At 70.1% G+C, this 22,766-nt stretch carries 23 protein-coding genes; 15 read left to right on the top strand and 8 right to left on the bottom strand.

Features of this window, described 5'->3' with window-relative positions; translation table 11 throughout:
• The first annotated feature begins 8 nt into the window (after positions 1 to 8).
• The gene (gene mgrA, locus EFL95_RS01025; protein ID WP_123232206.1) at positions 9 to 1,034 is read left to right on the top strand and encodes an L-glyceraldehyde 3-phosphate reductase; all 1,026 of its coding nucleotides are present in this window, start codon (positions 9 to 11) and stop codon (positions 1,032 to 1,034) included.
• A gap of 70 nt (positions 1,035 to 1,104) precedes the next feature.
• Here the strand turns inward: mgrA and EFL95_RS01020 are convergent, their stop codons facing one another.
• Positions 1,105 to 1,776 (bottom strand): hypothetical protein, encoded by a 672-nt coding sequence (locus EFL95_RS01020; protein WP_123232205.1) that lies wholly within the window; start codon positions 1,774 to 1,776, stop codon positions 1,105 to 1,107.
• 199 nt (positions 1,777 to 1,975) lie between these two features.
• On the opposite strand from EFL95_RS01020, the gene EFL95_RS19135 reads away from it, so the two are divergent.
• Positions 1,976 to 2,539 (top strand): hypothetical protein, encoded by a 564-nt coding sequence (locus EFL95_RS19135; protein ID WP_148044932.1) that lies wholly within the window; start codon positions 1,976 to 1,978, stop codon positions 2,537 to 2,539.
• A gap of 105 nt (positions 2,540 to 2,644) precedes the next feature.
• On the opposite strand, the gene EFL95_RS01010 is transcribed toward EFL95_RS19135, so the two are convergent.
• The 3 genes from EFL95_RS01010 to EFL95_RS01000 all read right to left on the bottom strand — a co-directional run bounded on the left by EFL95_RS01010 (position 2,645) and on the right by EFL95_RS01000 (position 5,412).
• Positions 2,645 to 3,187 (bottom strand): SMI1/KNR4 family protein, encoded by a 543-nt coding sequence (locus EFL95_RS01010; RefSeq protein WP_123232203.1) that lies wholly within the window; start codon positions 3,185 to 3,187, stop codon positions 2,645 to 2,647.
• A gap of 89 nt (positions 3,188 to 3,276) precedes the next feature.
• Positions 3,277 to 3,642 (bottom strand): DUF6547 family protein, encoded by a 366-nt coding sequence (locus EFL95_RS19130; RefSeq protein ID WP_148044931.1) that lies wholly within the window; start codon positions 3,640 to 3,642, stop codon positions 3,277 to 3,279.
• A 99-nt stretch (positions 3,643 to 3,741) separates the two neighbouring features.
• A complete protein-coding gene (locus EFL95_RS01000; RefSeq protein WP_123232201.1) occupies positions 3,742 to 5,412 on the bottom strand; it encodes an NAD(P)/FAD-dependent oxidoreductase in 1,671 nt (556 codons plus the stop codon).
• Between the two features lie 52 nt (positions 5,413 to 5,464).
• On the opposite strand from EFL95_RS01000, the gene EFL95_RS00995 reads away from it, so the two are divergent.
• Genes EFL95_RS00995 through EFL95_RS00980 form a run of 4 tightly spaced genes read left to right on the top strand, consistent with a single transcriptional unit; the run spans position 5,465 to position 11,199 of the window.
• Entirely contained in the window at positions 5,465 to 6,070 is a 606-nt protein-coding gene (locus tag EFL95_RS00995) for a class I SAM-dependent methyltransferase (RefSeq protein ID WP_123232663.1), read from the top strand.
• A 38-nt stretch (positions 6,071 to 6,108) separates the two neighbouring features.
• Entirely contained in the window at positions 6,109 to 7,023 is a 915-nt protein-coding gene (locus tag EFL95_RS00990; RefSeq protein WP_221176272.1) for an SMP-30/gluconolactonase/LRE family protein, read from the top strand.
• Between the two features lie 45 nt (positions 7,024 to 7,068).
• Positions 7,069 to 9,732: a pyruvate, phosphate dikinase gene (ppdK, locus tag EFL95_RS00985; RefSeq protein WP_123232200.1), complete on the top strand. Its 2,664-nt coding sequence runs from the start codon at positions 7,069 to 7,071 to the stop codon at positions 9,730 to 9,732.
• A 21-nt stretch (positions 9,733 to 9,753) separates the two neighbouring features.
• Positions 9,754 to 11,199, top strand: a complete 1,446-nt coding sequence (locus EFL95_RS00980; RefSeq protein ID WP_123232199.1) for an ArnT family glycosyltransferase — start codon at positions 9,754 to 9,756, stop codon at positions 11,197 to 11,199.
• Here EFL95_RS00980 and EFL95_RS00975 read toward each other — a convergent pair.
• Positions 11,196 to 11,753, bottom strand: a complete 558-nt coding sequence (locus tag EFL95_RS00975) for a TetR/AcrR family transcriptional regulator (protein WP_123232198.1) — start codon at positions 11,751 to 11,753, stop codon at positions 11,196 to 11,198. The two genes, EFL95_RS00980 and EFL95_RS00975, sit on opposite strands and share 4 nt — an antisense overlap.
• 83 nt (positions 11,754 to 11,836) lie before the next feature.
• Between EFL95_RS00975 and EFL95_RS00970 the strand changes: the two genes are divergently transcribed.
• The 5 genes from EFL95_RS00970 (at position 11,837) to EFL95_RS00950 (ending at position 17,212) form a co-directional block, all read left to right on the top strand.
• On the top strand, positions 11,837 to 12,166 hold the full coding sequence (locus tag EFL95_RS00970; protein WP_123232197.1) for a DMT family transporter: 330 nt from the start codon (positions 11,837 to 11,839) through the stop codon (positions 12,164 to 12,166).
• Positions 12,167 to 12,207: 41 nt separating this feature from the next.
• Positions 12,208 to 13,893 (top strand): ABC-F family ATP-binding cassette domain-containing protein, encoded by a 1,686-nt coding sequence (locus tag EFL95_RS00965; protein WP_123232196.1) that lies wholly within the window; start codon positions 12,208 to 12,210, stop codon positions 13,891 to 13,893.
• Entirely contained in the window at positions 13,890 to 15,098 is a 1,209-nt protein-coding gene (locus tag EFL95_RS00960; RefSeq protein ID WP_123232195.1) for an MFS transporter, read from the top strand. The genes EFL95_RS00965 and EFL95_RS00960 overlap by 4 nt, the downstream gene beginning before the upstream one ends.
• Positions 15,098 to 16,090: an NAD-dependent epimerase/dehydratase family protein gene (locus tag EFL95_RS00955; RefSeq protein WP_123232194.1), complete on the top strand. Its 993-nt coding sequence runs from the start codon at positions 15,098 to 15,100 to the stop codon at positions 16,088 to 16,090. The genes EFL95_RS00960 and EFL95_RS00955 overlap by 1 nt, the downstream gene beginning before the upstream one ends.
• Before the next feature lie 84 nt (positions 16,091 to 16,174).
• A complete protein-coding gene (locus EFL95_RS00950; RefSeq protein ID WP_123232193.1) occupies positions 16,175 to 17,212 on the top strand; it encodes a class I SAM-dependent methyltransferase in 1,038 nt (345 codons plus the stop codon).
• A gap of 22 nt (positions 17,213 to 17,234) precedes the next feature.
• On the opposite strand, the gene EFL95_RS00945 is transcribed toward EFL95_RS00950, so the two are convergent.
• Entirely contained in the window at positions 17,235 to 17,474 is a 240-nt protein-coding gene (locus tag EFL95_RS00945; protein WP_148044930.1) for a hypothetical protein, read from the bottom strand.
• Between the two features lie 56 nt (positions 17,475 to 17,530).
• Between EFL95_RS00945 and EFL95_RS00940 the strand changes: the two genes are divergently transcribed.
• Positions 17,531 to 18,322, top strand: coding sequence for a DUF2127 domain-containing protein (locus EFL95_RS00940; protein ID WP_123232191.1), 792 nt, complete (start codon positions 17,531 to 17,533; stop codon positions 18,320 to 18,322).
• Here EFL95_RS00940 and EFL95_RS00935 read toward each other — a convergent pair whose 3' ends face one another.
• A complete protein-coding gene (locus tag EFL95_RS00935) occupies positions 18,323 to 18,787 on the bottom strand; it encodes a calcium-binding protein (protein ID WP_148044929.1) in 465 nt (154 codons plus the stop codon).
• On the bottom strand, positions 18,784 to 20,082 hold the full coding sequence (locus EFL95_RS00930) for a citrate synthase (RefSeq protein WP_123232190.1): 1,299 nt from the start codon (positions 20,080 to 20,082) through the stop codon (positions 18,784 to 18,786). The genes EFL95_RS00935 and EFL95_RS00930 overlap by 4 nt, the downstream gene beginning before the upstream one ends.
• 297 nt (positions 20,083 to 20,379) lie before the next feature.
• On the opposite strand from EFL95_RS00930, the gene rplM reads away from it, so the two are divergent.
• The 3 genes from rplM to glmM are packed head-to-tail and all read left to right on the top strand — an operon-like array spanning position 20,380 to position 22,736.
• On the top strand, positions 20,380 to 20,823 hold the full coding sequence (rplM, locus tag EFL95_RS00925) for a 50S ribosomal protein L13 (protein WP_123232189.1): 444 nt from the start codon (positions 20,380 to 20,382) through the stop codon (positions 20,821 to 20,823).
• 57 nt (positions 20,824 to 20,880) lie between these two features.
• Positions 20,881 to 21,372 carry a 30S ribosomal protein S9 gene (gene rpsI, locus EFL95_RS00920; protein WP_246004787.1) on the top strand — a complete coding sequence of 164 codons (492 nt, stop codon included), beginning with the start codon at positions 20,881 to 20,883 and terminating at the stop codon, positions 21,370 to 21,372.
• Positions 21,373 to 21,389: 17 nt separating this feature from the next.
• Entirely contained in the window at positions 21,390 to 22,736 is a 1,347-nt protein-coding gene (gene glmM / locus EFL95_RS00915) for a phosphoglucosamine mutase (protein ID WP_123232187.1), read from the top strand.
• Positions 22,737 to 22,766 lie beyond the last annotated feature (30 nt).

The raw sequence follows: 22,766 nt of genomic DNA, 5'->3' as shown, positions 1-22,766 counted from the left end.
GTAGGGGCATGACCTACACGGCAGCCTCGGGACGCTACGACGCGATGGAGTACCGGTTCACCGGGCGGAGCGGGCTCAAGCTGCCCGCCCTCTCGCTGGGCCTGTGGCAGAACTTCGGTGACGACCGTCCCGAGGACACCCACCGGGCGGTGCTGCGGCGGGCGTTCGACCGCGGCGTCACGCACTTCGATCTGGCGAACAACTACGGACCGCCGTACGGGCGGGCGGAGGAGAACTTCGGCCGCTACCTCCGCGACGACTTCGCTCCGTACCGCGACGAGCTGGTGATCTCCACCAAGGCCGGCTGGGACATGTGGCCCGGCCCGTACGGGCAGGGCGGGGGTTCGCGGAAGTACGTTCTCGCCTCGCTCGACCAGTCGCTGCGCCGGATGGGGCTGGAGTACGTCGACATCTTCTACAGCCACCGCTTCGACCCGGAGACCCCGGTCGAGGAGACGATGATGGCGCTGGACCACGCGGTCCGCTCCGGCCGCGCCCTGTACGCCGGCATCTCGTCGTACTCGGCGGCCAAGACGCACGAGGCCGCGACCATCGCCCGCGAGCTCGGCACCCCACTGCTGATCCACCAGCCGTCGTACTCAATGTTCAACCGCTGGATCGAGCAGGACCTGCTCGACGAGCTGGAGACCCAGGGGATGGGCTGCATCGTCTTCACCGCGCTGGCCCAGGGCCTGCTGACCGACCGCTACCTCGACGGGGTCCCGGCCGACTCGCGCGCGGCCCGGGAGGACTCGACGATGACCGACCTGGACAGCGACGTGCTGGACCGGGTCCGGGCACTGAACGCGATCGCCGAGCGTCGCGGCCAGAAGCTCGCGCAGCTGGCCCTGCAGTGGGTGCTGCGTGACGCGCGTGTCACCTCAGCCGTCATCGGGGCTTCCTCGGTCGAGCAGCTCGACACCAACCTCGACGCGCTCGAGCACCCGCCGCTGACCGATGAAGAGCTCGCCGAGATCGACAAGTACGCGGTCGAGTCCGGGATCAATCTCTGGGCGAAGCAGACCGAGGAATAGAGCACGCGCCTGGGACCCTACGTCCTGATGGGGATGTGCGCTCATCGCGGGAGATCCGGGCAGGGTCGCCTCAGAAGCCGTACTCGCGCTTGTCGCCCAGCAACCAGGCGGACGCAGACTCGGTGCCGATCTCCTGTCGCAAGGTTTCATCGGCCGCCCACCTCTGAATGCAACGGAGCAGGTGGTCCTGCAACGACGGGTGGATGTTCTGAAGCTCTACCCACATCACCAACGGCGTGTGGGTACCTCGACGGCTGCCGACAACGATTCGTGGTGCAAGACGACGCTGACCGTGTGGAGCTCTCGACTCGATGACGAGGGCGGCTTTGTACGGGTAAACGTTGACCACGTCGCCCCACCGAATCCACTGTTCCATCCCAGCTGCTCGTTGGCTCACGCCGTGGGGGGTCAGCCAGACGGTGCCGTGACCGCTCCGGCCAGACTGCATGACCCAGAACCCGAGGCCTACATAACCGGCAAAACCAAGGAGGATGAAGGACCAGCCTGGGGCTGCACTCCAGGTGTCGACGGCCCCGGAGACGGAGGTCGCAGCTACCATGACGGTGAGAATCCGAGCGCTCAGCCCGTTGTCCGCGGCGAGAACGATCGTGGCCTTGGAGTCCCCGCCACGTTCGACCACCAAGCTTCGTGGGTCTCGGCCTCGCCGCCGCTGGTACTTGATCCAGAACGACCCGGCAAAAAGTGCCAGCAACGTCGAAGCGAGCAGCACCTGGGTCCGCATCAGTGACGACCTTTCTCTATCGCGAGGTCAACTCGGCGTCCGAGAAACGTCCCGACCCGAGTCATCCCGGCATCATCTTGCCTCGCAGATCGACACTGTCATCGGCAGATGCGCGCTGTGTGCGGCAGATCGGACGGCTGGGTATGGCCTAGTTGGGGTTTTCGTGCCCAGCGCGATGGCGCCGTGGTAACCATTGGCGGTGAGTATCTCGGAGATCGCGGCACCCGCTCGCAAGGCTGCCCGGTGGCGCCGATGGCCGCTCTTAGGCGCTGGGGCGTGCGCTGTCGCCGCTGCTGTCGCGATTACCGCCGTCGCCCTGCAAGGCCCGAAGTGGGAGGCCCGAGCCTTCTCGCCGTCCGGAAATGGGGTCGGGTACAACCTCGCACGGGCGGGTGCGACGTACTACGTCTTCGTCACCACTCCCGGTACGGCGCGAGGCTTCGTGACCCTCCATGGCGTTGCACCCCGCGGGCTGGCAGACACGACGGACGCGTCCTTTGGCTACTTCCTGTGCACGATGAACGGTCCTCCGACCTACGGAGTCGCGCCGTCGACCGACACGCTCCAGTCCTGCCGCAAGGTGGTCGCTGCTGACGACGCCCGAATGTCGCTCGAGCACCAGCAACTCCTAGTAGCCATCACTCCAACACACGCTGGCGTCGTCGCTTTTCATGGCATCGACGTCCACTACAGCCAAGACGGCCACGACGGCTCCCAGCGAACTGGCGGGGACGTTCGCCTGAGAGTGAGCCACCGCAAGTAGCGGGTGGTCGCACATCTCGCCAGTAGTGTGCGCCGACGCGCACGTCGGAAGATTCGCCCACTCATCGCGGCAGATCCGGCTTCATGGGCCAGCCCTGACCTCCCGTTAGAAGGCAGGCGCGTGCGCGCCTTCGACGCTCGCCTCGATAGCGATCGCCAGCGCCTCGAGAAATCCAGCGAAATCAGGCGCGAGTTCCTGCGTGAACCCGGGCGGCGTCCGCGCGATCCCGTCCCGGATCGTGACCTGGTCCAGTCGCACGACGAGCGGGTGCTCGCCGAGCACCACGCAATACAGCGCTCCGCCGCCGTCCGCCCCGACAACGAGGACCTCGTGCTGCACCCCGTCAAGTTCGATGAGCCCGGGTTCCCGACCCGAGTACGCCGCGAGGACCCAATCGACCGGTCCCAGGAAATAGCCGTTCCACACGTCGGGAAGACTGACCTCCTCGATCGCGTCGAAGAACTCAACAACGGCCGCAGGTGCTCGGACTCCGAGGGCGTCACGAAGCGCCACGCCACCCGGACGAGTCGCCGAAACAACGCGATTGTCACCGGGCGGATAGCCGAAGCGGTCCTCGAACCCGCTCATCAACGTGTCGACCCGCTGTCTCACTCGATCCGTCCACGCATTCAGGTCGGTCACGTCCACCTGGCCAGGTTCCCATTCCGTCGTCGCGGGCGCACCGGAATCCGCTCATCGGCGTGCGCGAGGGTGCGGGGCATGAACGGACGCGCTATCTAGACGGGCCAGTCCCAATCTGTCATGAGTCTGCCCATGAAATCGTGGTACGGCGTCCCTTCGTAACCGTCGTCGAAGGGCTGCACCTCCCGCTCGTGAAGAACAGCGAGCGTGTCGTGGACGGCGCCCTGGTAGCTCAGCTCGAGCATCCTGGCCACTACATCGCGGTCCTCACTGGACAGCCGTGCGAGCAGGAGATTCATACGATGCTCGTCAGGCATCTCTTCCGGATGCTCGTCGGCGTACGCGTTCCAGATTCCACGGCGCACCCAGCCTGGAAGGACGGTTCCCTGGCCACTTCGACATTCGTTCACCAGAGCGTCAATGAGAGCGCGGTACTGGATGCGTTCGTCGTCGTTCGGCATGCGGCCATGATGGCCTAGGGGTGGAAGTGCTCAGACCTGGTTACCCTCATCTCGGCAGATCCGGCCACCCACCAGTGGATGACTTCGCGATTGGAATCGTCAGGCCGAGCCCAGGTAGGCGTGCACCAGCGGCACCACGCTCGCGCCCTCGCCGGACGCCGCGGCCACCCGCTTCATCGAATCGCCGCGAACATCGCCGGCCGCGAAGATGCCAGGCACCGCGGTCTCCAGGTTCGCCGGAGGCGTCCCGCCGACCCAGAGGTGCTTGGGGATGTCGCGGCCGGTGAGCACGAAGCCGCGCTCGTCGCGGCAGATGTCCTCCGGCAGCCAGCCACACCCGGGGTCGGCGCCGAGCAGCAGGAAGAGACCCGCTACCTCCTTGCGGATGTCCTGGTTGGTGTTGAGGTCGCGCACGCTGATCCACTGCAGGCGCTCGTCGCCGCCGCCGTCGACCACCTGCGCACAACCCTGGACGCGGATCACGTTGTTGTACTCGATCTCCCGGATCAGGTAGTCAGACATGGTCTCTGACAGGTCCGGGCGGCGCACCAGGATCGTCACCGACCGCGCGAAGCGGGCCAGGTGGATGGCCGCCTGACCGGCGGAGTTGCCACCGCCGACCACCACGACGTCGTAGCCCTCGAGCTCGCGGGCCGCGCTGACCGCGGCGCCGTAGTGCACGCCGAAGCCGACGAGGTCCTCCAGCGCGGTGATGCCCAGGCGTCGGTACTCGACGCCAGTGGAGATCACCACGGCACGGGCGCGCACGTCGCCGCCCTCGGTCCGGACCACGTGGGGCGCGCCGTCGCGTCCCGGCTCGACGGCCGTCACCGGCCAGCCGGTGAAGAAGCGGGTGCCGAACCGGATCGCCTGGTTGCGGGCGCGCTGGGACAGGCGCATCCCGGAGATCCCGCGCGGGAAGCCCAGGTAGTTGCGGATCATCGAGCTGGTGCCCGCCTGTCCGCCGATCGCCTCGGACTCGATGACGACCGTGCTCAGGCCCTCCGAGGACCCGTACACCGCGGTCGCCAGGCCGGCCGGGCCGGCGCCGAGGACGACCAGGTCGACCACCTTGTCGACGTCGATGTCGGCCGGCGCCCCGTAGATCAGCGATGCCACGTCGCGCACCGAGGTGAAGCTGAAGGCGCCGCGGCCGATCCGGTGGAACAGCGGGTAGTCCAGCGGTCCGTCGTAGTCGGCGAGCAGCTCCTGTGCCCGCGCGGAGTCGGGATCGACCACCGCGCTCGGCATGCCCATCCGGTCCAGGAAGTCGCGGACCTGGATCACCAGGCGATTGCCCTGCGGGCTGATGATCTCGGCGGCCGCGACCTCGGGGGCGGCGACGGTCGAGCCCCAGTCGGAGAGCAGCTCGGTGATGGCGGTGTGGAACTCCTCGTCGCGCATCCCGCGCGGCATCAGCAAGAAGGCGTCGTACTTGCCGGTCGCGAGTCCCGGGCGCAGCGCCTCGGCATCCTCCATGAAGTAGTTCCAGTGCGCGGCGACCACGCGACGGGCCGTGGGCAGGATGCTGCGCCAGGCGGCGAGCGCTGGGTAGGTCGCGCTGTCGGGCAGCCGGGACTCGGTGACCAGCAGGGCCACCTGGTCGCCGTCCGCACGGGCCCGCGAGAGCAGGTCGCCGGTCTCCTCGGCGGACCGGGAGACCCGCACGTCGTACTCGCGCTGGTAGCGGGAGAACTGCTCGAGCAGCACGTCGGCGTTCTCGGGCGCGCACAGCACGATCAGCGGCAGCCGGGACGGGGTCTCGCTCACGTGGTGAGCCTAGGTCAGCGCGGCCGCGGGGTGCACGGGCAATATGGGCACCATGGCTGAGGACGAGCACTACTTCACCGCCGACCCGCAGGCCCCGTTCAAGCGGGTGCCGGTGCGGGCCAACGTCTGGGGCCACTGGCTCGAGCTCACCTCGGGGTCCGGGGTCTTCGCCCAGGGGCGCCTGGACATCGGCACCGGCGTGCTGCTGCGCGAGGAGGCGCCGCCGGTGAACGCGACCACCGTCCTGGACCTGGGCTGCGGCTACGGGGTCATCGGGCTGGCGGTCGCGATCGCGGTCCCCGGGTGCACGGTCACCGCGGTGGACGTCAACGAGCGGGCCGTGCTGCTGGCCAACGAGAACGCGGCCCAGCTCGGTGTCGCCGACCAGTTCACGGCTGCGCTGCCCGACCAGATCGACCCCGACGCGACGTACGACGAGATCTGGTCGAACCCGCCCATCCGGATCGGCAAGGACGCGCTGCACGAGCTGCTGCTCCGCTGGCTCCCACGGCTCGCGCCCGAGGGACGGGCGCGACTGGTCGTCGGCAAGAACCTCGGTTCCGACTCGCTCGCCGAGTGGCTGACCGAGCAGGGCTTCCCGACGGCCAAGGTGCACAGCGCCAAGGGTTTCCGGGTGCTGGAGTCGCGCCGCGGCTAGGGTGAGCCCGGGATCGGGCCCCTGACGAAAGGCACCCGATGACCCGTCTGCTCCGAGCCCTCACCGCTGCCGTGCTGGCGGCGGCCGCCCTGGTGGCGCTGGATCCCTCGCCCTCGACCGCGGTGGCCTGCCCGGCCTGGACCAAGACCCCGGTCGCGCGCGGCTACGGGACCCTGGAGAACCTCGCGTTCGACGGCACCGGCGGGATGCTGCTCTCCGAGAGCAGCCTGGCCGGTACGCCGGGCGGCCTGCGCCGGCTCGCCGCCGACGGCACCCGCAGCACCGTGGTCCCGAACGTGGCCTCTCCCGGCGGGCTCGTCGTCGACGGACGCACGGTGTACTTCAACAGCGGGAACGGGTTCGCCTCGGGGCTCTTCAACAAGCCCGACGGGGCGATCAACGCGGTCGACCTGGACACCGGGGTGGTGAGCACGGTGGCCACCGGGCTCGTCATGCCGAACGGGCTGATCCGGCTGCCCGGCGGGGACTTCGTGGTCAGCCGTGACGTGCTCGGCGCGAGGGCGACCATGACACGGGTGACACCGGCCGGCGTCGCCACCCCGTTCGCGACCGCCGCGACCTCGACCAACGGGATGGCCGTCGACGCCGAGCGCGGCTTGCTCTACGTCGACTCCACCTTCGACCTCGGCACCGTGATCAACGTGGTCGACCTCGCGGCCCCGAACGCAGCGCCGCGCAAGATCAAGATCCCCGGCCTCGGTCCGCTGAACTCGGCCGACGACCTCACCCGGGGCGCGGACGGCTACCTGTACGTGGCCCTCAACGTCGCGGGCCAGGTCGTCCGGGTCGACCCGGACAGCGGTGCGGTCTGCACGATCGCCTCGGGGATCCCGTTCGTGTCCTCCGTGCGGTTCGGTGCTGGGCCCGGCTGGGACCCGGCCGCGTTGTACGCGACCAGCTTCACCGGAACGGTCACCCGGCTGACCCCGTGACGCGCGCCTGAGCGTCCCGGCCGCGCCGGTGGGTAATGATGCTTCATGGCAACGTTCGTCTACGACTTCGCCGAGGGGAACAAGGACCAGAAGGACCTGCTCGGCGGCAAGGGCGCCAACCTGGCCGAGATGACCAACATCGGTCTGCCGGTCCCGCCCGGGTTCGTGATCAGCACCGACGCCTGCCGCGAATTCATGGCCACCGGACGGCACCCCGACACGCTGGCGGCCGAGGTGACCGCCCACCTGGCCACTCTCGAGGCGACGATGGGCAAGCGGCTGGGCGCCTCAGACGACCCGCTGCTGGTCGCGGTCCGTTCCGGTGCCAAGTTCTCGATGCCCGGGATGATGGAGACCGTCCTCAACGTCGGGCTCAACGACGCCTCCGTGCACGGCCTGGCGGACTCCGCAGCTGACCCGCGGTTCGCCTGGGACTCCTACCGGCGGCTGCTGCAGATGTTCGGCGGAACCGTGATGGGCGTCGAGCACGACGTCTTCGCGGACGCCCTGGACGAGCTCAAGGCCGGCAAGGGCGTCACCGCCGACACCGACCTCGACGCCGGCGACCTCGAGGGCCTGGTGGCGACGTACCAGAAGTTGATCGTCGAGCACGCCGGGCGCGAGTTCCCGCAGGACCCCCGCGAGCAGCTCGACCTGGCGACCACCGCCGTCTTCGAGTCCTGGAACACCGACCGTGCCCGGCTCTACCGGCGCCAGGAGCGCATCCCCGACGACCTCGGCACCGCGGTCACCGTCATCGCGATGGTCTTCGGCAACCGCGGCGCCGGCTCGGGCACCGGCGTTGCCTTCACCCGCGACCCGTCGACCGGCGCCCAGGGCATCTACGGCGACTACCTGGAGAACGCCCAGGGCGAGGACGTCGTCGCCGGCATCCGGAACACCTTGCCGCTGGCCGACCTCGAGCGCATCGACAAGACCTCGTACGACGAGCTGCTGCGGATCATGGAGCTGCTCGAGAACCACTACGACGACATGTGCGACATCGAGTTCACCATCGAGCGCGGCAAGCTCTGGATGCTCCAGACCCGGGTCGGCAAGCGCACGCCCGAGGCGGCGTTCCGGATCGCCCGGCACATGCTCGCCGAGGGGATCATCGACGACGACGAGGCCCTTCGCCGGGTCACGGGCGCCCAGCTCGCGCAGTTGATGTTCCCCCGCTTCGACGCCGAGGCCGAGCGCGACCTGCTCGCCACCGGCATGGGTGCCTCGCCGGGAGCGGCCGTCGGCAAGGCCGTCTTCGACTCCGCGACCGCGGTGGCGTGGGCCGAGCGGGGCGAGGACGTGATCCTGGTCCGCAAGGAGACCAACCCCGACGACCTGCACGGGATGGTCGCCGCCCGCGGCATCCTCACGAGTCGCGGCGGCAAGACCTCGCACGCTGCGGTGGTCGCCCGGGGGATGGGGCGCACCTGCGTCTGCGGCGCCGAAGCGCTCGACGTCGACACCCGCGCGAAGAAGTTCACGACCCGTGAGGGCCGCACCGTCGCCGAGGGCGACGTCATCTCGATCGACGGCACCACGGGTGAGGTGCTCGCCGGCGCGGTCCCGGTCAGCCCATCACTGGTGGTGCGCCACTTCGAGGGCGAGCACGACGAGGACCCGTTGGTCACGGCAGTCGCCGACACGATGGCCCGCGCGGACTCCGTACGCCGACTGCGGGTGCGGGCCAACGCGGACACCCCCGAGGACGCTGCCCGGGCCCGCCGCTTCGGCGCGGAGGGCATCGGGCTGTGCCGGACCGAGCACATGTTCCTCGGCGACCGGCGCCAGCTCGTCGAGGACCTGATCGTGGCCGAGAGCACCGAGGCGCAGGGGACGGCGCTCGCTGCCCTGCTGCCGCTCCAGCGCCAGGACTTCACCGAGATCCTCGAGGCGATGGACGGCTACCCGGTGACCATCCGGCTGATCGACCCGCCCCTGCACGAGTTCCTGCCCGACCTCACCGAGCTGTCGGTCAAGGTGGCCCTGGCCGAGGCGGCCGGTAACGCCGACGAGCACGACCGGGTCCTGCTCGAGCACGTGAAGCGCCTGCACGAGCAGAACCCGATGCTGGGACTGCGCGGGGTGCGGCTCGGCATCGCCATCCCGGGCCTGTTCGAGATGCAGGCCCGCGCGATCCTCGAGGCCGCCGCCGACCGCCGTGCGGCCGGGGGAGACCCGCAGCCGGAGATCATGATCCCGCTGGTGGCCAGCGTCCGGGAGTTCGAGATCGTGCGCCGGCGGATCGAAGAGGTCGCAGCTGAGATCGAGGCCGAGCGCGGCGCGGTGTCGCACAAGGTCGGCACCATGATCGAGCTGCCGCGGGCAGCGGTGCTGGCCGACCGGATCGCCAAGTCGGCCGAGTTCTTCTCGTTCGGGACCAACGACCTGACCCAGATGACCTGGGGCTTCTCCCGGGACGACGTGGAGTCCTCCTTCTTCTCCACCTACCTGGAGAACGGCGTCTTCGACGTCTCGCCCTTCGAGTCGCTCGACACCCTCGGCGTCGGTTCACTGGTGCGCATCGGCTTCGAGAAGGGCCGCTCGACCCGGCCCGACCTGCACGTCGGCGTGTGCGGCGAGCACGGCGGCGACCCGGCCTCGATCCACTTCTTCGACCAGGTCGGCCTCGACTACGTCTCCTGCTCGCCGTACCGGGTCCCGGTGGCGCGGCTGGAGGCCGGTCGCGCGGCGTTGACGTACCGCTGACGGTGACGGGAGCCTGACGTCGTGCAGACGACCGAGAGGCCCGCGTTCGCGCGTCGCGAGGTGGGTGCGGTCGCCGCGGTCCTCGGGCTCACGCTGCTGGTCTTCTCGGGTCGGTACGGCTACCACCGCGACGAGCTGTACTTCCTGGCCGCGGGGCACCACCCCGCCTGGGGCTACCCCGACCAGCCGCCGCTGGTGCCGCTGCTGGCCCGGCTCGCCGACATCGTCGCTCCGGGATCGCTGATCGCGCTCCGACTGCCCTCGACACTGGCCGCGACCACGGTGGTGCTGCTGGCGGGGCTCACGGCCCGCGACCTCGGCGCCCGGCGCAACGGTCAGGTGGTGGCGGCCACGACGACAGCGATGTGCGGGTTCGTCCTCGGTACGGGCCACCTGCTGAGCACCTCGACGTTCGCACTCCTCGGTGGCACCGCGGTCGTCGCCCTGCTGGTGCGGATCCTCGCGGGCTCGGCAGGGATCCGCTCCTGGCTCGCGCTCGGACTCCTCGCCGGGGTGACGTCCGAGTTCAACATCCTCGTGCTGGCCCTGGTGGCCGCCGTGGGTGTCGCGGTCGCGCTGGTCGGACCACGGCACTGGTTCCGCGAGCCCGGCCCGTACCTGGCGGTGCTGGTCGCGCTCGTCCTGGCGGCGCCCTACCTGCTCTGGCAGGCCGACCACGGCTGGCCGCAGAGCGAGATCGCCGACAACATCGCGAACGGAGGTTCGGGCAGCTCCCAGTCGCGGATCGCGTTCCTGCCGATGGTGATCCTCCAGGCCGGACCGTGGCTCGCTCCGCTGTGGCTGACCGGGCTGTTCCGGCTGCTCCGGGACCGGACGCTGCGTTGCCTCCCGGTCGCCTTCCTGGTCCTGACCGTGCTGGTCCTGGTCGCCGGCGGCAAGCCGTACTACCTCTCGGGGTTCCTGCCGCTGTTCCTGGCTGCCGGCGCACAGCCGTTCGTGGACCGGGCCCGGACCTGGGTCGTACCGGCACTGCTGGTGCTCAGCACGCCGGTCCTGGTGTTCGTGCTGCCGCTGCTCCCCGCCAAGGACGCGCAGGTCGCGGTCGACGTGAACTACGACGCGGGGGAGACGATCGGCTGGCCGGCGTACGTCGACCAGATCGCGGCTGCGTACCACCGGCTCCCGGCCGGGACCGCGATCCTCACCGACAACTACGGGGAGGCCGGCGCGGTGGACCGGTTCGGCCCGGACCTCGGCCTCCCGGCCGCGCACAGCGGGCACAACGGCTTCGGACGGTGGGGCCCGCCGCCGCGATCGGCGCCCGTGCTGGCCGTGGGGCTGGATCGGGCGACCCTGGCTCGGTCCTGCACCTCGGTCCAGCGCCTCGGCCGGCTCCACGAGGTCCACGGCATCGACAACGACGAGGACGGGGCCCCGCTGTTCTTCTGCGCGGCACCGGTGGAGCCGTGGTCACGGCTCTGGTCGCGGTTCGTCTTCCTGGGTTAGCCGACGGCCAGCGCCTCGGCCGCGCGAGCCAGGTCGTCGACCCCGCGGGCGAGCTCGTCCGGGTCGTCGGTGATCAGGTCCAGGTGGAACCCGTAGAGGGCTGAGTCCACCAACGTGACGAGGCGTGCGACCCGGCGCTGCGGGGCGCCGCAGCGGATCAGGTAGCCGCGCAGCGCTCCGGCCCAGAGCTCGCCGCTGGCCCGAGCATCGGTCAGGTAGGGCTCGCGCCCGATCAGCCCGGTGGCCGCGGCCTGGCAGTAGACGTCCATGCAGCTGTTCAGCGGCTCGGTCCGGTACGCCGCCCAGAGCTGGTTCACCCCGGCGCGGATGCTGCGAGCACCGGGCAGTGCAGCGACCGCGGCCATGGCGCGCTCGTTGGTGCGCGCGACCACCGCCGAGACCAGGGCGTCGCGGTTGGCGAAGTGGTAGATCAGCATCCGGTCGCTGGTGCCGATCTCCGCGGCGAGCGGCCGCAGCGAGAGCCCGATCAGGCCGTGGGCGAGCACGTAGTCGGTCGCGCGCTCGAGGAGCTCCTCGCGGTGGTGCTCGGCCATGGAAACAGATTAGCGGTCTCGTGTAGCGAGTGCTACATTGGCTATGTAGCGAGTGCTACATAGAACTAGAGGACGTGATTCGGATGTGGGGCGCAGCAGTGCTGCTGGCAGTGGCGATCGGCGTGGAGGTGGGGGCAACGGCGCTCCTGCCCAAGGCGCACGGGTTCACCGACCCGTTCTGGAGCGTCGTGGTCGTCACCGGCTACGGGCTCTCGATCTGGATGCTGGCCCTGGTCGTGCGCTCGATGCCGGTCTCCGTCGCCTACGCGGTCTGGGCCGGGGTCGGGACCGCTGCGGTCGCGGTGATCGGGATGATCTTCCTCGGCGAGTCCATGGGATGGGTCAAGGCCGCCTCGCTGGCCATGATCATTGCCGGGGTGGTGGGCCTGAACATGGTGGGCACTCACGGATAACCCCGTGCGTCGGAGGCCCTGAGCAGGGAGAATCGCCCCTCGTGGGTCACGTCGACGTCGCCGGAATCCGGTACGAGCTGCCGGACGGCCGCGTTCTCCTGGACGACGTGTCGTTCCGCGTCGGCGACGGCTCGAAGACCGCCCTGGTCGGCGCGAACGGCGCCGGCAAGACCACGCTGCTGCGCATCATCACCGCGCAGCTGACGCCGCACGCCGGTGCGGTCACCCGCTCCGGCGGTCTGGGCATCATGCGCCAGGCAGTGGGCGCCGGCCTGGGCGAGGCCCCGACGGTCGCCGACCTGCTGCTCTCGGTCTCCCCGGAGCGCGTGCGCGCCGCCGCGGCCGAGGTCGACCGGCTCGAGGTCGCCCTGATGGACGTGGATGACGAGCCCACCCAGATGCGGTACGCCACCGCGCTGGCCGAGTTCGGCGACGCCGGCGGGTACGAGATCGAGGTCGTCTGGGACACCTGCTGCACCACCGCGCTCGGGATCGGGTTCGACCAGGCGAAGTACCGGCCGCTGAGCACGCTCTCCGGCGGCGAGCAGAAGCGACTGGTGCTCGAGTACCTGCTGGCCGGACCGGACGAGGTGCTGCTGCTCGACGAGCCGGACAACTACCTCGACGTACCCGGCAAGATCTGGCTCGAGCAGCGGATCGCCGAGTCGCCGAAGAGCATCCTGTTCATCAGCCACGACCGGCAGCTGCTGGCCAACACCGCCACCCGGATCATCACCATCGAGCTGGGCGCTGCCGGCAACACCGCCTGGACCCACCCGGGCGGGTTCGCCAGCTACCACGACGCGCGCCGCGAGCGGTTCGAGCGCTTCGAGGAGCTCCAGCGCCGCTGGGACGAGGAGCACGCCAAGCTCAAGGCGCTGGTGCTGCGCTACAAGATCAAGGCGGAGTACAACGACGGCCTCGCCTCGCAGTACAAGGCGGCGCAGACCCGGCTCCGCAAGTTCGAGGAGGCCGGCCCGCCGCAGCAGATCCCGCGCGAGCAGAAGGTCGTGATGCGCCTGCAGGGCGGTCGCACCGGCAAGCGCGCGGTCGTCTGCGAGGACCTCGAGCTGCTCGGGCTGATGAAGCCCTTCGACCTCGAGGTCTGGTACGGCGAGCGGGTGGCCGTGCTCGGCTCCAACGGCTCCGGCAAGTCGCACTTCCTGCGCCTGCTCGCGGCAGGCGGCTCGGACCCCGACGTCGAGCACCGCCCGGTCGGCGACGGCGTGATCGCCCCGGTCCGGCACGCCGGCAAGGCCAAGCTCGGCGCCCGGGTGCGGCCCGGCTGGTTCGTGCAGACCCACGAGCACCCCGAGCTGATCGGGCGCACCCTGCTGGAGATCCTGCACCGCGGCGACGCGCACCGCGACGGCATGGGCCGCGAGCAGGCTGCGCGGGTGCTGGACCGCTACGAGCTGGCGCACGCCTCCGAGCAGAACTTCGAGTCGCTCTCGGGCGGTCAGCAGGCGCGCTTCCAGATCCTGCTGCTCGAGCTCTCCGGGGCGACCCTCCTGCTGCTCGACGAGCCGACCGACAACCTCGACGTCGAGTCCGCCGAGGCGCTCGAGGACGGGCTCGACGCCTTCGACGGCACCGTCCTCGCGGTCACCCACGACCGCTGGTTCGCGCGCGGCTTCGACCGGTTCCTGGTCTTCGGTGAGGACGGCTCGGTCTACGAGTCCGACGAACCGGTCTGGGACGAGGGCCGGGTGCAGCGGGCCCGATGAACGCCACTCTCGGGGTGCTCCGCCACCGCAACTTCCGGTTCCTGGCCATCGGCGCCGGGGTGAACTCGCTGGGCAACGCGATCACGCCGGTCGCGCTCGCGTTCGCCGTGCTCGACCTGGGTGGCTCACCGACCGAGCTCGGCCTGGTGGTGGCCTCCTTCGCCCTCGCCGAGGTCGTCACCACGCTGTTCGGCGGCGTCCTGGGGGACCGGGTCCCGCGGCACCTGATGATGCAGGGTTCCTCGGCCGGAGCGGCGGTCACCCAGACCGTGATCGCGGCGTCGCTGATCGGCGGCTGGTCCTCGATCCCGCTGCTGGCCGCCATCGGTGCGCTGAACGGCGTGATGGGTGCGCTGAGCGGACCGTCGTCCTCGGCCCTGACCCCGCAGACCGTGCCGGCCGAGGACCTCTCCTCGGCGGTGGCGCTGCGCCGGCTGCTCCAGAACGGCGCCCAGGTCCTCGGCTTCTCGGTCGCGGGCCTGCTGGTCGCCGGGTTCGGGCCGGGGTGGGCGATCGGGATCGACGCAGCCACCTTCGCCATCGCCGGCTTGAGCTACCACCTGATCGACGTACCGGCCGTCACCGGAGGCGGCGAGCGGCAGCGGATGCTCGCCGAGATGCGCGAGGGCGCCGTCGAGGTCTTCCGGCACACCTGGCTGTGGCTGCTGATCGGGCAGGCGCTGCTCTACCACCTGTTCTACGGCGGGGCGCAGGGCGTGCTCGGCCCGATCGTGGTCAAGAAGGCGATCGGCGAGGCCGCCTGGGGATGGGCGCTCGCCGCGCTGATGGCCGGGTTCATGCTGGGCGGCCTGCTCAACCTGCGCTGGCGCCCCAAGCACGGCTTGCGCATCGGCACCGCGTGCCTGGCGCTGACCGCCTGCTTCCCGCTCGCGATGGCCGTCTCCGACCAGCTGTGGGTGATCCTGCTCGGCGCCGCCCTGCACGGTCTCGGCCTGGAGATCTTCGACCAGAACTGGGAGATCTCGATCGTGCAGAACGTGCCGCCGGACAAGTTGGCGCGGGTCTTCTCCTTCGACGTGGTCGGCTCGTTCGTGGCGCGCCCGCTCGGCCTCGCGCTCACCGGGCCGATCGCCACCGCCGTCGGCTACGACACCTGGCTGATCGTCGTCGCCGCGGTGATGGGCGGGTCCAGCCTGCTCGCGCTGTCCTCGCGCGACGTCCGCCGCCTGGTGAGGACGAGCTGATGCGGCTCCTGGTCATGGGCGGCACCCACCACGTCGGACGCGCGTACGTCGAGACCGCGCTGGCGCTGGGCCACGAGGTCACCACCCTCAACCGGGGCAGCGTCGCACCCGCTCCTGGAGTCGAATCCCGTACGGCGGACCGGACCGATGCCGCCGCGCTCGACGCGGCGCTGGGGACGGACACCTGGGACGCGGTCTTCGACACCTGGTCCTCCGAACCGGTGGTGGTCCAGCAGAGCGCCCGGCTCCTGGCCGACCGGGTCGGGCACTACGGGTACGTCTCCAGCCGCTCGGTCTACACCTGGCCGATCGCTCCGGGCGCCGACGAGTCCGCGCCGGTGGTCGAGGGCGACCCGGCGAGCACCGCCGCCGAGGACTACGCAGCCGCCAAGCGCGGCGGCGAGCTCGCGGTGCTGGAGTCCTTCACGGACCGGTCGCTGCTGGCACGCTGCGGGCTGATCCTCGGCCCGTACGAGATCGTCGGCCGGCTGCCGTGGTGGCTCGGCCGGATCGCGCGCGGTGGCCGCGTCCCGGCTCCCGGTCCGATCTCGCGCGGACTCCAGTACGTCGACGCCCGCGACCTGGCCGCGTTCATGATCCGCGCCGCCGAGAACGGCACGACCGGCACCTTCGACACCGTCAGCGCTCCCGGCCACACCACGATCGGGGAGTTGCTCGACGCCTGCGTCGCGGTCACCGGGTCCGACGCCGAGCTGGTCTGGCTGACGCCGGAGCAGGTCGAGGCCGCCGGGGTCGGCGGCTGGACCGAGCTGCCGATCTGGGTGCCGCCCACCGGCGAGCTGATCGGCCTGCACGAAGGTGACACCGCAGCGGCCCGCGCTGCCGGGCTGAGCTGTCGACCGGCCGCGGACACCGTCGCGGACACCTGGGCCTGGCTTCAGACCGAGGGGTTCCCGTCCGCACGGTCGGGCCGCGCCGGCCGGCTCGGCACGTCACCGGAGCAGGAACAGGCCCTGCTCGACCAGGTCTGAGCAACGCCGTCCGACCTGGCCCGACCCGGTCCGGGCGCGTCGTTACACTGACGCGGTCCCAGATCGGGCTGTGAAGGAGCACGCATGGCGCAGGAACGAAAGACGGGTCCGGCCGCGCGTGCGCGCCTGGGTGGGCGCGAGCAGGCGTTGCTCGGGTTCGTGGTGGCCGCCGCCGTCCTCGGGATCGTGGTCCTGGTCGTTATCGGGCGCAGCGACCTCGGCGCAGACGGCGTCGTGGTGACCGTCGTCCTGGGCGTCGCCCTGATGCAGGCCGTCACGCTGGCCGGGCTCGTGTACGTCGTGCGCGCGGTGCGTCGCGACGCCATCAAGTCGCAGCGGTTCTCCGAGCGCGTCGACCGGTCGGCCAAGGGCACCCGTGATCGTCTGACCCGCCTTGAGCAGGCCGCGAAGCTCCAGAAGACCCACCACGACCTCACCCTCGACCTCGGCAAGCAGATGGCGGCTGACCGCAAGGAGGCCCAGCGCCAGCAGCTCGCCGGACAGCGCCAGGTCCAGGCCCTGCTGAACCTGAAGGACCTCGTCCGCCTCGAGGCCGCCGCGCCGCCCGCCGGCGGCTGGGCCGCATCCGCGGACCTGCTGCTCTTCTGCGTCGACCGGCTGCTGGAGGACAAGCCGCAGCTGGTCGTCGAGTGCGGCAGCGGGCTGTCCACGCTCTTCCTGTCCCTGGCCATCGAGCAGCACGGGCTGCCGACCCGCGTCGTGGCGCTGGAGCACAACGCCGACTACGCGGCGAAGACGCAAGCCGTGCTCGAGCGGCACGGGGTCGCGCACCGGGCAGACGTCCGGGTGGCGCCTCTCGAGCGCACGTCGCTCGCCGACCACGAGACGCACTGGTACTCCGAGGCAGCGCTCGACGGCCTGGACCAGATCGGCATGCTCCTCGTCGACGGGCCGCCGTCGACGACGGGATCGCACGCCCGCTACCCCGCGGTGCCGCTGCTCCGCGACCACTTCGCGGCGCGGTGCACGATCGTGGTCGACGACCTCAACCGCGTCTCGGACCAGGAGACCGTCGAGCTCTGGACGGGCTTGCTGCCGGACTTCTCGTTCTCGATCAGCAAGGACTTCGAGAAGCACATCGGACTGCTCGAGCGCCGCTGAACGCCTGGCGTCGCGACGCCGCTCAGCGCAGCAGGTTGAGGACCGTCAGCACCAGAGGCGTCGCGAACACGACCAGCAGGGTGATCGCGACGTAGCGGTGCGACCGCTTGCGTCCGTTGAGGCTGGCGGCGAAGTCGATGCCACCGCCGCTCCAGCGGTCGAAGCCGAGGCGCTGCGCGTCGGTCGGGAACGGGTTGCGCGGCAGGAAGTCCTCGGGCTGGATCAGCTCGAGGTCCTCGTCGTCGCCGTCGGTCAACCTCACGTCCCGAGACTATCCTTCGGGTCCCACGCGCGAACCGCTTCTGGAAGGCTGGCCCGATGCAGTCACCGTTCGAGAACTTCGACTGGAGCGTCCGCTCCTGCGGGGTCCGTGGTCACGTCACCTACCGTCCGGACGACGAGGCGCTGGCCGAGCGGCTCCGCGCCGAGACCGTCGCCGGCGAGGCCTGGCGCTGCCTGCGGTGCGGCTCCTACGTCCCGGGTGCGCCGCACGGAACCGGACCGGCCGCCGACGCCCCGCTGGTGCTGCGCGGTCGGGCGCTCAAGGACGCGCTGATCCTGCGGTTGCTGGCGGCCGAGCGGTTCATCCGCGGCGTGCTGCTGGTCGCGCTGGCCTACGGCATCCATCGGTTCAACGGCTCGCGGGACTCCCTGCGCAAGGTGTTCGACGAGTTCCTGCCGACCCTGACCCCGGCCGCGGAGAAGCTCGGCGTCGATCTCCAGTCGACGGGCCCGGTGCGGCTGATCGACAAGGCGCTGCACACCGGCCACGGCACGCTGACCCTGGTGTCGATCGGCGTGCTCGCCTACGGCGGGCTCCAGCTGCTCGAGGGCGTCGGTCTGTGGCTGATGAAGCGCTGGGGCGAGTACGTCGCGGTGGTCGGCACCTCGATCTTCATCCCGCTCGAGGTCTACGAGCTCGCCGAGAAGGTGACCTGGCTGCGCGTCGTGGCCTTCGCCGTCAACATCGCCGCCGTCGTCTACCTCGTCTACTCCAAGCGGCTCTTCGGCCTGCGCGGTGGGCACGCCGCCTTCGAGGCCGAGCGGCACGGTGAGTCGCTGCTCGAGGTGGAGCGGGCGGCGATGGCGAGCTCCACCACCCCGGACTGACTACTCCACCGGGGTCGTCGTCACCGTCTCGCAGCTGCGCACGGTCACGGAGGGCTTGGTGGTGTCGGTCAGGTAGAGGTGGTCGTGGCCGGGCCCGCAGTCGATGAGGCTGCGGCTGAACAGGTACACGCCGCGGATGGTGTCGTCGCCCGGCCCGCCGTACGCGTCCCCGCCCTCGACCAGTCGGATGGTGTCGTTCCCGGCGCCGCCGTAGAGGCGGTCGAGGCCGGCACCCTCGCCGCCCTCGATGACGTCGTCCCCGCCGAGGCCGCGGATCACGTCGCTGCCGTTCAGGCCCTCGATCCTGTCTGCGCCACTGGTGCCCTCGAGGCGGTCGTCACCACTCGTCCCGACGATCCGGTGCAGCGTCGGGGTGGGTGCCGGCGGTGGGGTGGTCCCGGAATTGCACGCGGCCAGTGCGCTGAGCGCACTGGCCGCGAGAAGAGCCTGGAGCAGCCGGGTCACTTCCAGCGCTCGGAGGCCGGCACGAACTGCAGCGTCCGGTCGCCGGTGTAGATCTGCTTGGGCCGGGCGATCTTCTGCTCGGTGTCCTGGGTCAGCTCCAGCCACTGGGCCAGCCAGCCCGGCGTACGACCGATCGCGAACAGCACCGTGAACATCTCCGGCGGGAACTGGAACGCCTCGTAGATGAGGCCCGAGTAGAAGTCGACGTTCGGGTAGAGCTTGCGCTTGATGAAGTACTCGTCCTCGAGCGCGATCTTCTCCAGCTCCTTGGCGATCGCCAGCAGCGGGTTGACCCCGGTGACCTCGAAGACGTCGTCACAGGCCTTCTTGATGATCGTCGCCCGCGGGTCGAAGTTCTTGTAGACCCGGTGGCCGAAGCCCATCAGCCGCTCGTTGCCGTTCTTCACACCCTCGATGAACGCCGGGATGTTCTCCATCGAGCCGATCCGGCGCAGCATCCGCAGGACCGCCTCGTTGGCCCCGCCGTGCAGCGGGCCGAAGAGCGCACCGACACCGGCGGCCACGGCCGAGTACGGGTCGACCTGCGAGGACCCGACCGAGCGGACCGCGTTGGTCGAGCAGTTCTGCTCGTGGTCGGCGTGCAGGATGAACAGCACGTCCAGCGCCTTGACCAGGCGCGGGTCGGCCTCGAACCGGAGCTCGCTCATCTTGAACAGCATCGAGAGGAAGTTCTCGGTGTAGGACAGCTCGTTGTCCGGGTAGACGTACGGCTTGCCCTGCGCGTGCCGGAAGGCCCAGGCCCCGAGCGTCGGCATCTTGGCGATCATCCGGACGATCTGGATGTGCCGGTTCTCCGGGTCGGAGATGTTCTTCGACTCCGGGTAGAACGTCGACAGGGCGCCGACGGAGGCCATCAGCATGCCCATCGGGTGGGCGTCGTACCGGAAGCCCTGCATGAATCCCTTGACGTTCTCGTGAACGAAGGTGTGGTACGTGATCTCGTGCACCCAGGCGTCGTACTGCTCCTTGGTGGGCAGCGCGCCGTGCACGAGCAGGTAGGCGACCTCGAGGAAGCTCGACTTCTCCGCGAGCTGCTCGATCGGGTAGCCCCGGTACTCCAGGATCCCCTTGTCGCCGTCGATGAAGGTGACCGCGCTCTTGCACGAGGCGGTGTTCACGAAGCCCGGGTCGTAGGTCGCCAGCCCCGGCTCGTCGTCACTGGTCCTGATCTGCCCGAGGTCGGCGGCCTTGATGGTGCCGTCGTTGATCGGGATGTCGTACTCCTTGCCGGTCCGGTTGTCGCGGACGGTCAGGGAGTTGTTGCTGTCGGACACAAGGGCTCCTTCGCTCTCGCCTCGTCTGGCGCCGTTCCGGGGGTGCCGGGGTGACGCAGATCCCAGCACAACCTATTCCCCTTCTCGGCGCCCACGACAACCCGTCTCTCGTTTTGACCCAACCTGTGGACAACCGGTAATCTTGTCGGTCGCGACTCCTGCCGCTCTGGGTCCTCCGCACGAGGGCCCCGGGCAGACCCGGACGAGGTTGAACCGGGCAGTGTTCGTCAGAAGCCGCAGCACCACCGCCGTACGGGGACTTCCTGTGCGGCAACGAACGAGAGCAAGGGTACAAACGTGCGTACGTACAGCCCCAAGCCCGCGGACATCACCCGCGAGTGGCACGTCATCGACGCCACCGACGTGGTCCTCGGCCGGCTGGCGGTTCAGACCGCCAACCTCCTCCGCGGCAAGCACAAGACGATCTTCGCGCCCCACGTCGACACCGGTGACTTCGTGATCATCGTGAACGCCTCCAAGGTGGCGCTGTCGGGCAACAAGTCCACGAGCAAGATGTCCTACCGCCACTCCGGTTACCCGGGTGGTCTGACCTCCACGCCGATCGGCGAGCTGCTGGAGAAGGACGCGCGCAAGGCGATCGAGAAGGCTGTCTGGGGCATGCTCCCCAAGAACCGCCTCGGTCGTCAGATGCTGAAGAAGCTGAAGGTGTACTCCGGTCCGGAGCACCCGCACGCTGCCCAGCAGGCCAAGCCCTTCGAGATCACCCAGATCTCCCAGTAAGACTTTCCCGACACCGAGGATTCTGAAGTGACTGAGAACGTGAACGAGAACGCCGACCTGGACTTCGACGGCGAAGAGGCCTACGAGGTCAACGAGGACGGCGTCGCCTACTCCTCCGAGAGCGCCCCGACCGCGGACACCCCGTCGCGTCCGGCGACCATCGCCCCCGCCGCGGCCACCGGCCGTCGCAAGGAGGCCGTCGCCCGCGTCCGGATCGTCCCGGGCACCGGCCAGTGGACCGTCAACGGCCGCACCCTGGAGAGCTACTTCCCGAACAAGCTGCACCAGCAGGTCGTGAACGAGCCGTTCGCGAACCTCCAGCTGGAGGGCCGCTTCGACGTGATCGCCCGCATCCACGGCGGTGGCATCACCGGCCAGGCCGGCGCGCTGCGCCTGGGCGTGGCCCGCTGCCTGAACGCGGTCGACGTCGAGGCGAACCGGCCGTCGCTCAAGAAGGCCGGCCTGCTCACCCGCGACGCCCGCGTCATCGAGCGCAAGAAGGCTGGTCTCAAGAAGGCCCGCAAGGCGCCGCAGTTCAGCAAGCGCTGATCGGAGCTTTCGCTTTCATGGCGAAGCTCTTCGGCACGGACGGGGTCCGGGGTCTGGCCAACGGTGTACTCACCGCTGAGCTGGCCCTGGACCTCTCCGTTTCCGCAGCGCACGTCCTCGCCGAGCGCGGGACGTTCTCCGGCCACCGCCCGTTCGCGGTGGTCGGCCGGGACACCCGGATCTCCGGGCAGTTCCTGGAGTCGGCCGTCGTCGCAGGCCTGGCCTCGGCCGGGATCGACGTCCTGCTTCTCGGCGAGATCCCGACGCCCGGTGTCGCCTACCTGACGGCGTCGCTGAACGCCGACCTCGGCGTGATGCTCTCCGCCTCGCACAACGCGATGCCCGACAACGGCATCAAGTTCCTGGCCCGAGGCGGACTCAAGCTCGACGACGCCATCGAGGAGGCCATCGAGGCCCGGCTCGAGGAGCCGTGGGAGCGACCGACCGGGGGCGACGTCGGCCGGGTGCGCACCCACGACACCGCGATCGCCGAGTACGCGGCCCACCTGGACGGCACGATCGGCAACCGCCTCGACGGCATCAAGGTCGTCCTCGACTGCGCCCACGGCGCCGCATCGGTGGCTGGTCCGCTCGCGCTGCGCGAGGCCGGTGCCGAGGTCATCGCGATCTGCGCGGAGCCCGACGGACTGAACATCAACGAGGGCTGCGGCTCGACGCACCTCGAGGTGCTCCAGGCCGCCGTCCTCGAGCACGGGGCCGACGTCGGGTTCGCCCTCGACGGCGACGCCGACCGCTGCCTGGCCGTGGACGCGGGCGGCAACGTCGTCGACGGCGACCAGATCCTCGCGGTCCTCGCGCTCGCGCTGAAGGACCAGGACCGGCTGGCCGCCGAGACCCTCGTCGTGACGGTGATGTCCAACCTCGGCCTGGTCCAGGCGATGAAGGCCGCCGGCGTGAAGATCGAGCTCACCGCCGTCGGCGACCGCTACGTGCTGGAAGCGATGAACGCCCACGGGTACACCCTGGGCGGCGAGCAGTCCGGTCACGTGATCATGAGCGAGCACGCCACCACCGGCGACGGCATCCTCACGGCTCTCCAGGTCCTCGACCGGATGGCCGCAACCGGCAAGTCGCTCGCCGACCTCGCCGCGGTAATGACCCGCCTCCCGCAGGTGCTGGTCAACGTCCCGGGCGTCGACAAGGCCCGAGCCGACACCGACGAGGCCCTGGCCGCCGCGGTCCGCGAGGCCGAGACAGAGCTGGGGGAGTCCGGCCGGATCCTGCTGCGCCCCTCCGGCACCGAGCCGCTGGTGCGGGTCATGGTCGAGGCGCCGACGGCCGAGCAGGCCCAGCGGATCGCCGACCAGCTCGCCGACGTGGTCCGCGAGCGCCTCGCGCTGTAGCTGACGTAACGGTCAGCTAAGAAACTGCTG

The sequence above is a fragment of the Nocardioides marmorisolisilvae genome (assembly GCF_003725775.1).
GTDB classification, from domain to species: Bacteria; Actinomycetota; Actinomycetes; order Propionibacteriales; family Nocardioidaceae; genus Marmoricola; species Marmoricola marmorisolisilvae.
Note: the sequence above shows the minus strand (reverse complement) of the source record. Positions and strands in the feature narration are given on the sequence as shown.